The 13,279-nt window shown below is 43.5% G+C and carries 13 protein-coding genes; 6 read left to right on the top strand and 7 right to left on the bottom strand.

All coding sequences use genetic code 11. The features are described from left to right. Nucleotides 1–28: 28 nt before the first annotated feature. Nucleotides 29–733, bottom strand: a complete 705-nt coding sequence (locus AC6CIF_RS18860; protein WP_036670878.1) for an SDR family oxidoreductase — start codon at nucleotides 731–733, stop codon at nucleotides 29–31. 221 nt (nucleotides 734–954) lie between these two features. Next, nucleotides 955–3,369, bottom strand: coding sequence for an RNA polymerase recycling motor HelD (gene helD / locus AC6CIF_RS18865; protein ID WP_498201064.1), 2,415 nt, complete (start codon nucleotides 3,367–3,369; stop codon nucleotides 955–957). Nucleotides 3,370–3,737: 368 nt separating this feature from the next. On the opposite strand from helD, the gene AC6CIF_RS18870 reads away from it, so the two are divergent. The 3 genes from AC6CIF_RS18870 (at nucleotide 3,738) to AC6CIF_RS18880 (ending at nucleotide 6,295) form a co-directional block, all read left to right on the top strand. Then, entirely contained in the window at nucleotides 3,738–4,055 is a 318-nt protein-coding gene (locus AC6CIF_RS18870; RefSeq protein ID WP_017688544.1) for a winged helix-turn-helix transcriptional regulator, read from the top strand. A 146-nt stretch (nucleotides 4,056–4,201) separates the two neighbouring features. Next, on the top strand, nucleotides 4,202–5,080 hold the full coding sequence (locus tag AC6CIF_RS18875) for an SDR family oxidoreductase (protein WP_498201066.1): 879 nt from the start codon (nucleotides 4,202–4,204) through the stop codon (nucleotides 5,078–5,080). A 234-nt stretch (nucleotides 5,081–5,314) separates the two neighbouring features. Continuing rightward, a complete protein-coding gene (locus tag AC6CIF_RS18880; RefSeq protein WP_498201068.1) occupies nucleotides 5,315–6,295 on the top strand; it encodes an aldo/keto reductase in 981 nt (326 codons plus the stop codon). Nucleotides 6,296–6,369: 74 nt separating this feature from the next. Here the strand turns inward: AC6CIF_RS18880 and AC6CIF_RS18885 are convergent, their stop codons facing one another. From AC6CIF_RS18885 to AC6CIF_RS18895, 3 genes are all read right to left on the bottom strand, one after another. Then, nucleotides 6,370–6,741: an iron chaperone gene (locus AC6CIF_RS18885; RefSeq protein ID WP_124114650.1), complete on the bottom strand. Its 372-nt coding sequence runs from the start codon at nucleotides 6,739–6,741 to the stop codon at nucleotides 6,370–6,372. Between the two features lie 127 nt (nucleotides 6,742–6,868). After that, the gene (locus AC6CIF_RS18890; protein ID WP_498201071.1) at nucleotides 6,869–7,342 is read right to left on the bottom strand and encodes an HIT family protein; all 474 of its coding nucleotides are present in this window, start codon (nucleotides 7,340–7,342) and stop codon (nucleotides 6,869–6,871) included. 189 nt (nucleotides 7,343–7,531) lie between these two features. Then, nucleotides 7,532–8,572 (bottom strand): NAD(P)-dependent alcohol dehydrogenase, encoded by a 1,041-nt coding sequence (locus AC6CIF_RS18895; RefSeq protein WP_498201072.1) that lies wholly within the window; start codon nucleotides 8,570–8,572, stop codon nucleotides 7,532–7,534. A 192-nt stretch (nucleotides 8,573–8,764) separates the two neighbouring features. Between AC6CIF_RS18895 and AC6CIF_RS18900 the strand changes: the two genes are divergently transcribed. Further along, on the top strand, nucleotides 8,765–9,178 hold the full coding sequence (locus AC6CIF_RS18900; protein WP_076212017.1) for a MerR family transcriptional regulator: 414 nt from the start codon (nucleotides 8,765–8,767) through the stop codon (nucleotides 9,176–9,178). A 99-nt stretch (nucleotides 9,179–9,277) separates the two neighbouring features. Here AC6CIF_RS18900 and AC6CIF_RS18905 read toward each other — a convergent pair whose 3' ends face one another. Further along, nucleotides 9,278–9,856: a TetR/AcrR family transcriptional regulator gene (locus AC6CIF_RS18905; RefSeq protein ID WP_498201074.1), complete on the bottom strand. Its 579-nt coding sequence runs from the start codon at nucleotides 9,854–9,856 to the stop codon at nucleotides 9,278–9,280. A 289-nt stretch (nucleotides 9,857–10,145) separates the two neighbouring features. Here AC6CIF_RS18905 and AC6CIF_RS18910 point away from each other — a divergent pair, with 289 nt between their 5' ends. Then, nucleotides 10,146–11,069, top strand: a complete 924-nt coding sequence (locus tag AC6CIF_RS18910) for an AraC family transcriptional regulator (protein WP_498201076.1) — start codon at nucleotides 10,146–10,148, stop codon at nucleotides 11,067–11,069. 109 nt (nucleotides 11,070–11,178) lie between these two features. Here the strand turns inward: AC6CIF_RS18910 and AC6CIF_RS18915 are convergent, their stop codons facing one another. Continuing rightward, nucleotides 11,179–12,207, bottom strand: coding sequence for an ABC transporter substrate-binding protein (locus tag AC6CIF_RS18915; RefSeq protein WP_498201078.1), 1,029 nt, complete (start codon nucleotides 12,205–12,207; stop codon nucleotides 11,179–11,181). Between the two features lie 208 nt (nucleotides 12,208–12,415). Between AC6CIF_RS18915 and AC6CIF_RS18920 the strand changes: the two genes are divergently transcribed. Further along, on the top strand, nucleotides 12,416–13,228 hold the full coding sequence (locus AC6CIF_RS18920) for an undecaprenyl-diphosphate phosphatase (protein WP_498201080.1): 813 nt from the start codon (nucleotides 12,416–12,418) through the stop codon (nucleotides 13,226–13,228). Nucleotides 13,229–13,279 lie beyond the last annotated feature (51 nt).

The raw sequence follows: 13,279 nt of genomic DNA on the forward strand, positions 1-13,279 counted from the left end.
TATAACGAGAAAATGCATCTACGCCTCTTTATTTTTGAAACAATTGCGGGTAAAGGGCAGCAACACCACCAGCAAGACCCTGTTGTACATTCCGACTGGTATCATCAGCAATAATCTCGTAGAGATCCGCTTCGATTGAATCTATTGCAATTTTGGCAATATCCGTTGGGCTCGTTTTTGGTGCGTCGATACCTGCCGTCATATCCGTATCCATGAACGCCACGTGCAATCCGGCAACGCTAACGTTCTTAGGGGCTAATTCGAGACGTAATGCATTCGTAATTCCCCACTGAGCGGATTTTGCAGCTGAATATGCACCTGAGTTACCAAGGCTGAGCCAAGATAGAGCGGACAGGATATTCAGTATCGAACCGCCCCCATTCTTCTCTATTACCGGTGCAAATGCACGAATCATTGAAAGCGTACCGAATACATGTGTATTGAATTCCAAGTGAATATCGTTCAGCTCACCCGTGAGCAGAGAAGCACCCGTAGCGGAACCAGCATTATTGATTAGAAGGGTTACATCACTGGCTACCTCAGCTGCAGCCATGACAGATTGTGAATCAGTAATATCGAGTTGCAGTGGAATTGCCCCCGGCAGATCAATTGATTCAGGGTTTCGTGCGCCAGCATACACTTTGGTTCCCCTCGCCAACAGTTCAAGAGCAAGTTCCTTGCCCAACCCTCGATTAGCCCCACTTACAATAGCAACTTGTTTGGAAATATTCATTTATTATTACTCCCTCTCATTGAGAATGTATTTATTTTTGAGCTGTTATGGGAATGATCATTCTCATAACTCTCAATAACAATCTATCACATCGGGAACGATCAGTAAAGAATAACTTTTATGATTCATGTCTTTATAAAAAGAAGATGCCCGATAACCTTTGAAATAAGGCTCCGAGCATCTTTCTTTGGTCCTTCATTGAGAACGGATTTAGATATGGATTATGATTTTATGTCATACAGATTCGCAGGTAACGCCTGCACAAATGGTGACCAGTCACTCACTGTATATAGACGAAGTCGGTGCATGGCTCGTGTGCAGGCCGTATACAGAAGCTTGCGATCATATTCCTGGCTGTAAGCGACGGGTGAAGCATCATAGATCAGGACAGCATCGAACTCAACGCCTTTGGCGAGATACACAGGAATAACCATGATCCCTTTTTCGAAAATCTGTGTATCCTTTGTTATGAGCTGTAACCCTTCGCCGCCTTGACTTTGCAACCTTTCATAGGCATCACGACTTTCAGCTGCGGTTTTCGTAATCACAGCGATGGAATCAAACCCCTCCGCCTTAAGCGCGGCGATGTCTGTGAGAATCTGTGCACCACGCAGATTTTCGTCCTTCAATTTTGTTAAAAGAGGCTTCTGATCTCCCCTTTCAAACGGTCTTATCTCTTCTCCCCCTGGTAACATCTGTCTCGTGAATTCAACAATCTCTTTGGTTGAACGATAACTGCGTACAAGGCGTATCAATGTAGTTTCGCCTTCTCCGTAAAGGTGAACCAGTGGCGAGTTGGATGCTGCCAAATCCGTAGCCTGCATAAAGATCGCTTGCCCGAAATCCCCCAGCACCGTCATGCGGGCACGAGGAAACAGTTTCTTGAGATATTCGTATTGAAACGCCGAATAATCCTGGCCTTCATCAACAAAGACATAACGAATCTCTGTGTTCGTCCGTACGCCTTCGATCATCTCTTTTACATATAAATACGGAGTAGCATCCTCATGGAACAGCTTGTTCTGAAGGATCATGGCCTTGGTCTGTTTACAAATCTCAGGCCAGTGCTGTGGGGGGATTGCCCCATTCGTTTGTTCCCGATAAGCGGCTTCATCTACAAATAGTTGTTCGTATATCCCTCTCACATCCACGAACTGGAATTTCCGCACGCTCTTTCTTAACGGTTTAAACATGTCTTTCACCAGTTTCTGACGAAGCAACTCCTCTTCCCGCACTCCAAAGTTAAAGGCACCCTCATCTTGCTCTGCGCTGTTATTACCGTTATCTCGAGCTGCGTATTTTTCCGCCACATCAAACACAGGCTTTTCTTTGTGCAGCATGCGGAAAGCTTCCACATACTCATCCGTGTCCAGATAATTCAATTCCTCCTGAACCCAGTCTGCTTCCCGTTCCAGACGTTCCAGCGAAACAAGTTCTCTCAGCAACCATTCCTGCAAAAGAAGAATACGGTTGGACAAGGTAAGATTTTGATCCAAACTGTAAAATTGAGTCTTAATTCGGTCCGCAGTGATGAATTCACGTCCCCGAAATTGAATGCCGTTGAACCGTATGCCCTCCCGCCCCAGCCACTTACCGTAGTTTTGGAGCACTTCAAGGAATGTCTCGGAAGCTTTGTACTTAATCGCCTCCAGACGAGCTTCATAACCCGGATCTTCTTGGGCTGTCAGCACATATTCAATCTGATCAAAGGCATCCTCTGGTCGTAAGGAGGAATCCAGCCAATAATTCAGATATTCCTGGAAAGTTGTCTGCTGCATGTTCTCTTCGCCAAGTTCCGGAAGCACGGTGGAAATATAACTGGTAAACATCGGATTCGGCGAGAAAAGTACAATTTGATCTGCTTTGACGGTCTGGCGGTGTTTATATAGTAAGTAGGCCACTCGCTGTAACGCAGCGGACGTCTTGCCACTCCCAGCTGCCCCTTGAACGATAAGCATTCGGCTTCGGTCATCACGGATAATGGCGTTTTGTTCCTTCTGGATTGTTGCTACAATGCTCTTCATTTGTGAGTCTGCACCCTTGGCGAGCACTTGCTGCAACAATTCGTCACCAATCGTCTCAGTTGAATCAAACATGCTATGAAGCTGCCCATGTTGAATCTGGAACTGACGCTTGAGCTCCATCTTTCCGTCGATTCGTCCTGAAGGTGTGTCATAACTTGCTGGCCCGGGAGAGTGATCATAGTACAGACTCGCAATTGGCGTACGCCAGTCATAGATTAGAAAGTTCAATCCATCTACATCCATGAAGGATGATACACCGATGTAGATCTGTTCAGTCCATGTCATGCCTTTTTCCTTATAGTCGAAACGGCCAAAATACGGCGTTGGAAGCAGTCTCTTTGTATTTTTCCATTGTTGTGTTAACAGCTTGTGTCCGCGCTCCCTCTCGGCCAACACTCTGGACTGCTGATTAATGGTATAAAATGCATCTTCAAAATCCGTGTACGAACCCGTATTAATTGTCACTTCTTCCCAGAACCGTTTACGAATTTCGGCAGCCTGTTCATGCAGTCCGGCAACCTTCGGTTCTAACTCGTCGAGTCGTGCCTGAAGTTTGTTCCTCACCTGCACTAGTCTTTCCTCTTCCAACTTCCATTCCACTGTTTTATCCATGAATGAGTCCACTCCCTTTTCCATTTATTAGGACCAAAAAAGAGCATTGACAAATCGGAATGTCGGATGTAAAATTAAATTAGGAGAAATAATGATTCACCCTTTACATTCAATATTAATGTCAATTGCGCTATAGATTATATCATGGCTTTTTTTCACGTTCAATGCTTTTTTCTGTTCTGTCTGAGTTTGAAAAATAATTTATATTAAATAAGGTGTCCCTCGAGCTACACTGGGGGCATCTTTTTTTGTGTCCTGGGCATGGTTCATACCCTGAATGCGCGGTAAGCTATACACCCCTTTATAAATTCGATAAAATGAACAAAATATGAAACATGAGTTGATGCTTTTGGGAGGGATACATAAATATGAATATAGAACCTGTGGAGGACCGGTGTCCTGTTGAGTTTGCAGTCAATATGATTGGTGGGAAATGGAAGCTGTTAATTATAAATCGGCTCATCCGCCATTCAACAATTCGTTTCAATGAATTACAGAAAATGCTTGACCCCATTACGCATCGCACGTTAACCAGGCAATTACGAGAACTTGAAGAAGCTGGTTTAATAAACCGTGTTACCCACCCTGTAGTTCCGCCTAAAGTCGAATATTCCCTTACAGAAAAAGGACAAAGCCTGACTTCGATCTTGTTTCAGCTAGGTGATTGGGGATCGAAACATATGTAAAACGCCTTCCCATAGTATCCCAAGGGATACTTTATATCATTAATGTGCGTACTTACGCTCCTATTCTAAATCCGTTATGCTGAGGTCAATGCTGAGTGTTAACTCATCCATTCCAATGACATATTGAAAGGAAGTTATTGACCACTATGACACAGAATGATCGATTTTTAGTATATGGAGCATCGGGCTCCCAAGGCGGCGCTGTCGCTCAATTACTCGTTCAACACGGTTGTGAGGTTCGCACGATTACTCGAAATGAGGCAACAGCCAAAACACTAAAGGAACAAAACATTGAAGCTTTCATCGGGGATCTATCAGATGTGGAACAGCTTCATACGGCACATGAAGGTGTAAGTAAAGTCTTCCTGAACCTGCCGGTGGAGTTCAATCCGGATAAGATCAGACAATATACCAAAAATGCAATTGATGCTGCTATACAGGCAAACGTTAAATTGATTGTAGTTAACACGGGTACCTATGTTCCTGACCCTATCACCCATTCCAAAGGAATTGAATTGAAACGTGAAGTTATCCATGAATTGCAGCAAAGTGGTCTTCCATATATCATTGTGGAACCCATTGTATACTTGGAAAACTTCCTGATTCCCGGAATACTGAACAATGGCGTTTTGGCCTACCCGGTACCAGCAGACAAGCCGATCTCCTGGATTAGCTTAAACGATGCAGCTCAATTCCACTATTATGCCTTGACTCATTCGGAATTGGCAGGAAGCATTATCCCAGCACCCGGATTAGAAGCCCTGACAGGTGCACAATTAGCGGAACAATTCAGTGCTGTATTAGGTGAAAAGATCAGCTTCATGTCTCTACCTTTTGATCATTTTGAAGCAGCGATTCAGCCTTTGTTGGGAAGTGAGACAGCAGCAGGTCTTAAAGGATTGTACCAATGGATTGATGAGCATACAGATCTTCTTCCTCGATATCAAGAGTTGGATGATAAAATCAAAACCAATCTTAAATTAACCAAAATAAGCGATTGGATTCATCAAACAATGATTAAATAATATTTTATGAACCAAGCCATTTGAATCTCCAACCAGAGAAACGAATGGCTTGTTCTTTTTATATGAGAACTTTAATGGACTCAACTGATTCAGATTCAGAGATTGTGATAGGAATAGGCAAAACTTTGATAGAAATGTGGTACAGATTGGTTCATTCGATATGACATAATAATGTGTATATAGATCACCATACAGGTGGCAATAATAAACAATTAGAAAGGATTTGAACATGATATGGAATATACAAAACTTGGTAATACAGGCTTGGACGTGTCTCGATTTTGCCTGGGATGTATGGGATTTGGGGACGCCAGTAAATGGGTTCATGAATGGGTATTGAATGAAGAGGACTCTCGCCCTGTGATCAAAAAAGCACTGGATCTAGGCATTAATTTCTTCGATACAGCGAATGTATACTCTCTGGGTACAAGCGAGGAATACCTTGGTCGGGCGTTGAAAGATTACGCAAATCGGGATGAAGTTGTCATTGCAACCAAAGTACACGGACAAATGCATAAAGGACCCAACGGTTCTGGCCTTTCCAGAAAAGCCATCCTGAGTGAGATTGATAAAAGCTTGAAACGATTGGAAACGGATTATGTGGATCTGTATATCATTCATCGTTGGGACTACAATACGCCTATTGAAGAAACTATGGAAGCCTTACATGATGTGGTGAGGTCCGGTAAAGTTAGATATATTGGCGCTTCAGCCATGTTTGCTTGGCAGTTCCAAAAAGCATTACATGTAGCAGAGAAACATGGTTGGACCAAGTTTGTCTCCATGCAAAACCACTTGAACCTCATCTACCGTGAAGAGGAACGAGAAATGTTGCCTTTATGCAAGGAAGAGAAGATTGGTGTAACTCCCTACAGTCCTCTTGCTTCAGGCAGATTAACCCGTGACTGGTCCGTATCAACACTCCGATCCGAGACAGACGAAATTCAGAAATCCAAATACAATGCGACTAGCGATGCGGATCGGCTTGTTGTTGAACGAGTTGCATCCATTGCAGAAAAATACGGTGTCCCTCGCACACACATTGCACTTGCCTGGTTACTACAAAAAGACACTGTAGCGGCTCCAATTATCGGTGCTACCAAAATATCGCATCTGGAAGATGCGGTAGGTGCTCTTTCCGTTAAGTTGACTCCAGAAGACGTCACATTCCTTGAAGAGCCCTATGTACCTCACCCTGTAGTAGGTGCTCAATAATCGCTTTTGCTTAAAATATAGAAGACCTCCTCTTTCCATATCCGGAAGTTGGGGGTCTTCTTTTTTATCGCGATTTATTTGCGCCAGAATGTTGAACATTCTGCCTTATCCTTTATATTGAACTCAATCATTCGCTCAAGTAACGAAAAATCAATCTCCTGTTTCCACTTCATCCGCACCAACTCTTTGGTGTGATCATACCCCGCCTGTGTGATCTCTTCCGAAAAACGATTAATTCCTGCCTTCTCGGGAGCAACAGCCAAATGTTGCTTGGATACACTAAAACCAATGATAAAGGTATCATGGTCGGTAAACATCGGTTGGTTCCAGGCTATTTTTTGTTTTAAATTCGGGAATTTTTCAGTGACCCAGTTCAAAACTTCTTCCGTCCGTGCCTGGTGTTCCGGGTTATCGATGCGTGCTATAAATTCTGCAAAGGTCTCCATTGGTTCCCCCTATATCATGAAATATACTATTTAATTTGCCCCATTCAAACTCATTCTATCATGAATATCAAATTCAAAAACCCTTATCTGCCCGATAACTCAACAAAAAATGAGCGCCTGCTAGACTTTAAATGTTTTCCTTTATCCAAGAACGCAACTTGTTCGCATAGAGAGCGCGTTCATCTGAATCGGACTGAGAACCATTTGACAGATACAGTTGATCATTCACGTATCTAGGGTAAACATGCAAATGATAATGCCACACGTCTTGATTGCCAGCAGGTTCATTATGTTGCCGTGTCGAAATCCCATCACATCCATATGTACTTTTCATTGCAAATGCTGTAAGCTGAGCCGCGCGGTGAATTTCAACAGCGTATTCCGCGGGGAGTTCAAAGATGTTTTCGAAATGTTGATTCGGGACAATAAGAACATGTCCTTTATTGTTTGGCCACCATTTGCCTGCTATAAATGCCGTTACCTTTTCATTCTGATAGATGATATCCCTTTGTTTAGTTCCCTGATCAGGTCGCTCGATACCCCAAATACGACAAAATGGACATTCGTACCCTTCAGGCTGATGTGAAAATGATGCTGTCATCTTTCTCATTCCACTCCTTTCATATTTTTCCAACTAGTTACTAGTTATTAGACGCAGGTATCTTCTGTTCGTTGCGATAAGAAGAGCGCGGGTTAGAATGCCCCTTCAATGAACAAAACAGAAAAGCAGCTGACCTTGACGGCAGCTGCTTTCTTCTATCTTTAACTATCACTATTGCAGAGTTTACACTTACATAGTGCTGATATCAATAACAAAGCGATATTTTACGTCGGAAGCCAATACACGTTTGTAAGCTTCGTCAATCTGGTCGGCGGAGATGACCTCAATGTTAGGTGCAATATCATGTTCTGCACAGAAATCAAGCATTTCCTGCGTCTCACGAATGCCACCAATCATGGAACCTGCAAATGAACGGCGATGACCGATAAGAGAAAATACGTTTACGGCTAAAGGCTCTGCAGGAGCACCCACGTTCACGAGTGTACCATCCAGCGTGAGCAGTGAGAAATAAGCGTTAATGTCAATATTCGCACTTACTGTGTTAATCATCAGATCAAATGTGCCTGCAAGTTTCTCGAATGTTTCCGGTTCACTTGTGGCAAAGTAGTGATCTGCACCAAATTGCAGTCCATCTTCTTTTTTGCTCAAGGATTGGGAGAGAACCGTTACTTCGGCACCCATCGCATGTGCAATTTTGACAGCCATATGACCAAGACCACCCATACCTACAACGGCAACTTTTTTACCTGGGCCAGCTCCCCAGTGATGAAGTGGTGAATATGTCGTAATACCGGCACAGAGCAAAGGTGCAGCAGCATCAAGTGCAATGTTATCAGGGATCCGAACGATGAAATCCTCTACGACAACAATGTGAGTTGAATATCCACCTTGCGTAGGCTCACCGTATTTGTCTACCCCAGCATAAGTGGGGATATTTCCTTTGAGACAGTATTGCTCTTCACCTTTGCGGCAGTTATCACATTCACCACAAGAGTCAACCATACATCCGACCCCTACTCGGTCACCGACCTTGTATTTGGAAACTCCGGCTCCTACATCGGTCACAATTCCGGCAATTTCGTGTCCAGGAACGAGTGGATAATTCACAGGCCCCCATTCACCGTGGGCAGTATGGATGTCAGAATGGCAGATACCGGCATATTTAATCTCGATTAATACATCATTGGTATCCAGATCACGTCGTTTAATTTCAGCACTTCTGAATTGTTGGTCTGGTCCGTCAACGGCTCTGGCTTTAGCTATAATCAATGGAATAACCTCCTAGTAATTTAAAGTTCAAAATAATCTTACCCCCTCTAGTTAACTCTAGGTCAAATGTTTATCTTACTTTTTTTATCTCCACCTCACTTTGACATGTTGTATGCAGCATGGTAGAATTCACTCGGATCAATCCTAGAGTTAACTCGAAGTCTACCCCTAGTAGAAAGGAATTCATTCTAAATGACCTATTCAATCGGTGAAGTTGCCAAAAAATTAGACCTTACGGTATATACATTGCGTTACTACGACAAGGAAGGACTTATGCCTTTTGTGGAACGTACCACAAGTGGAACACGTTTGTTCAAAGACTCCGACATTGACTTTCTAAAGATCATCCAATGTCTGAAGCTGACCGGCATGCCTATTAAAGACATTAAGGACTTTATTGAATGGTGCTCTGAAGGGGACTCCACGCTGAAGCAAAGATATGACATGTTTACGGAGCGAAAAGCTATTGTGGAAGCACAAATGGAGCAACTAAGAAGAACCATGGAAGTCATTGAGCACAAATGCTCATATTACGAAACTGCTTTGGAAGCAGGAACCGAAGAGATTCACAAAATTAAACCGATGGAAAATGCCATCACCAATTGATGGTTCATACTTTCTATTTTCTAAAATTAGCGCACAAAAAAAGTAGCTTGAAGTCCTCTAACGGATTTCAAGCTACTTTTTGTGATACGTCTCTACTCATCATTTTTCCAAAAGTTTCATCGTTACATGGATAATCCGGTTTAATTTCTCCTTATCCGTCGAGGTTCTTGCCATGGCTCTGATGCCGACAGAAATATTGTGCAGGTACTCTGCCATTTCCTTCGCATCATGATCAGAGGAGAATTCTCCCTCCCGCTGCCCCCATTGAATGATTTGCTCAAACATCTGCTCTGCTTCATTAAATGAATCAAGAGATCGCGTATCCACGTCCGGATCGCGTGTGCCTAGCTCCACGGCGGAGTTCACGATCAAGCATCCCGATGGCGTATCCTCTGCTTCACTGATCAGAACATCGAAAATTTTATGCAGTGCCTCCACTGCCGTCTTGGATGCCTTGATTTCTGCAAGTAATGTGGTACTGACCTTACCTCTGTAACGATCCATTGCCTGCAAAAACAGCGAATGTTTGTCATCAAATGTATCATATATACTTCTGCGATGAATTCCCATATGCTCAACCAGGTCACTCATCGACGTTTTCTCGTAACCTTGTTCCCAGAAGATCTTCATTGCTTTATCCAATACTTCATTCACTTCAAACTCTTTACTTCTAGCCATTCGACTTCCCTCCCAAAATCAATCTAACACATCGGGAACGATCAGTAAATAAAAGATGCAGATCCCCTTTTCATTCTCATCTTATCATGTATTAGCTGAACCGTAAGTGTATATCTTCTGTACTTGTTGTATATCATGACCTGTGTACTTGTGATTATGTAACCAGCAATCAGAATGTCTTATCCATTCACATCAAATGTTTGCCTATTCCTATCCGTTTTCTACCGCCTTCGGTCAATATACGATAGAATGTGATTATTATGTTGTGAGGGAAAAAGGAGAACTTTGCATGTCTGATCAAATACACGAACAACAGAACGAATTAGCCACACTCATTGACCGTTATTCTGACAAGGATGGGGTGCACCTGACGGCAATCCCTTCATTATTTCTAATCCGTGAATCGGTCGTTACTGAACCTATATTTAGAGTGAATGAACCATCCTTTTGCATTATCGTTCAGGGTGAGAAAGAGGTCCTGCTGGGACAGGATCGTTTCCGGTATGGTCCAGGAAGTTATATCGTCGCAACCGTTGACTTGCCGGTTAGTGGACAAGTGATTCAAGCCTCGTCTGAGGCTCCCTATCTGGCCCTGAAGCTTGAATTCACATCCAGTGAGATTCTGGAGGTATTGAACCATTCCGATTTCCCAGCAAGACCGCGGAAAACAACGAGACGTGCCATGTTTGTCAGCCAAGCTGAGCCGTCTCTGCTGGATGCAGTCTTCAGGTTAGCCCGTTTGTTGGAAGATCATTCGGAAGATATCCCTCTGCTCGCTCCTTTGTTCAAAAAGGAAATTCTCTATAAAGTTCTGAAAGGCCCACATGGGACTGCCCTGGAACAAGCTACCATGGAGGGCAGCCATACCTATCGAATCAGAGACGTTATTGAATATATTATGAATCATTCTGAGCGGAATTTTCGGGTTGAAGAATTGGCGGATTTGGCAAATATGAGTACTGCCTCGCTGCACAGACACTTTAAAGAAGTGACTGCCATGAGTCCGATTCAGTTTCAAAAACAACTGAGGCTGCAAGAAGCTCGCCGCCTGTTATTATCCAAGTCCACCGATGTAGCAGATGTAGCATTTCAGGTAGGTTACGAGAGCCCTTCCCAATTCAGCCGTGAATATTCACGCATGTTCGGATTTCCGCCCAGAGAAGATATTAAACGCCTGCGAGGTAAAACCGATGAGACGACTACCATCTCTTGACTGGTTACTGGCTAATATCGCTCCTTTATAACTAAAAAGAGCATCTCCCCGTCATGTAACGACGTTTGGAAATGCTCCTGTACTACTCTACCATTTATGCAGTCTAATCTTACTTCGCGGTAAGCAGGCTATCGGAAATAAATTGCAGCTGACCTTCCAACGTTAACGGATCATTGTACGAGTCTGAGGTCGGATCAAGCTGGAACACATGATTTGCCTTCACCGCAGGCAAGTTTTTCCACAATGTATTATCATATACGATCTTTGGATCGGTTGTATCTCCCGACCACGGGCTGGTGAAGATGATATCACCCGCATACTCCGGTAATAGTTCCATGGAGATTGAAGCCCATCCAGTCCCGCTGTCAATCGCTTCAGCTTGGGCCTTGGCTGGTGCCTTGAGATCAAACTCCCCGTAAATAATTTCACCGCCTCGACCATAGTTATGACCAAATACAAATAATCCTTTGGCGTACGGATTCAGTATGGAAACAGTGCGATCGCCTACAGCTTCATGAACCTTGGGCTTTAGTTCGTTGATCTTCGCTTCCCATTTAGCATTCCAAGCTTTAGCTGCTTCTTCTCTATTGGTGAGCTTACCCATTTCAAGCATTAAATCCTTGAAATTGCGCTTACCATATGCAATCTGTACGACAGGCGCAATCTGCTCCAGCTTGTCGATGCCCTCTGTGCCAGTGTACACGATCAATAAGTCAGGTTTTAAGCTGATTAGCTTCTCTGGCGTAGGCTCTTCACCCAGATCGCTGGTGCCCGCTGCTGCAAGTTGATCCTTGATATATTTGTTGTTCATCGCTCCTGATAAAGCGCCGACTACCGGTGCATCCAGGGCAACAAAGTAGCCTGTCGAAAATGATGTCAAATCAATAATACGTTTTGGATTTTTGGGCACCTCTACTTCACCTGCGTCTGATTGATATGTAACGAGTTCCTCTTCGCCAGTTGCCGTTGATTCACCGGAAGAAGCTGAATCCGAGTTCGTCTTGGTTTCTGTCTCCGCAGCTGCATTCGTGCTATCACCGGTTGTACTATTGGTCGTCGCAGACTGACCACATGCACTAAGTACAATCAGTAAGATAATTGCCATCATGATCCATATAGACTTTATCTGTTTACGCAAAATAAACCCACCTTTTCATTGATATTGATAATCGTTATCAACGATATCATGCTATGCAGGATTTGACAAGCTATGTTTATTTCACCCCTCTACGAACTCTAACTTGCAAGTCACCAAGTTAAACAGCTATCATCAATAGAGTAAACCATTCACTTTTTTATAAGAGAGAGTTTTGAAAAGCCAAAAAAACGTATTCAAGGAGGAAAACATGGAAGAGATTATATTGTGGTTAAAGTATTTGTTTTTAGGTATTGTTCAAGGTGCAACGGAGCCGATTCCCGTCTCCTCAAGCGGTCATCTGATCATCGCTCAGAGACTAATGGGCATGAAGCAGAACGGATTGTCATTTGAGATTTTAACGAACACGGCATCACTTATCGCTATTATTTTTATATACCGGGAAGATATCAAAAAGTTGATTATTGGTGCACTAGGTTACCTGCGTACTCGTAAAGAAGAATATCGAGCAGACTTCATGTTTTGCTTATACATAATTATTGGTACCATCCCTGCTGCTGTCGTTGCAGTCCTGTTCAAGGACCGGATTGAAGAAATCTTCTCGTCCGTATATACCGTTTCCATCGCGCTATTGATCACCGGGGTTGCCTTATGGCTGATTCGTAATCTTCGTGGTCGCAAGCAAGACGGTGATCTGTCTACGAAAGATGCATTGTTGGTAGGTCTGGCTCAGGCGGTCGCTCTTATTCCGGGCATTAGCCGCTCAGGGGCAACCGTAATTGCGTCCATCGCTGTCGGCATGAAACAGGAAACAGCTTTGAAGTTCTCCTTTATGCTGTACATTCCCATAAGTATTGGTGGACTCATTATGGGGGTATCCGACATTTCCAATGATCCGAATCGGTCACAACTGGCTATCCCTTATCTGATCGCATTCATCACGACACTTTTCGTCACGTATTTCTCCATGAGATGGTTTATGGGCATTATGGCCAAAGGCAACCTGAAATACTTTTCGTATTATTGTTTTGCCGCAGGTACTTTGTTACTGATCTTCTTATAAAAAAAGTCCACACACCAAAGGGAACAACCAGCGATGGTTGTTCCTTTGTTG

This window comes from Paenibacillus sp. GQ49, assembly GCF_059759055.1.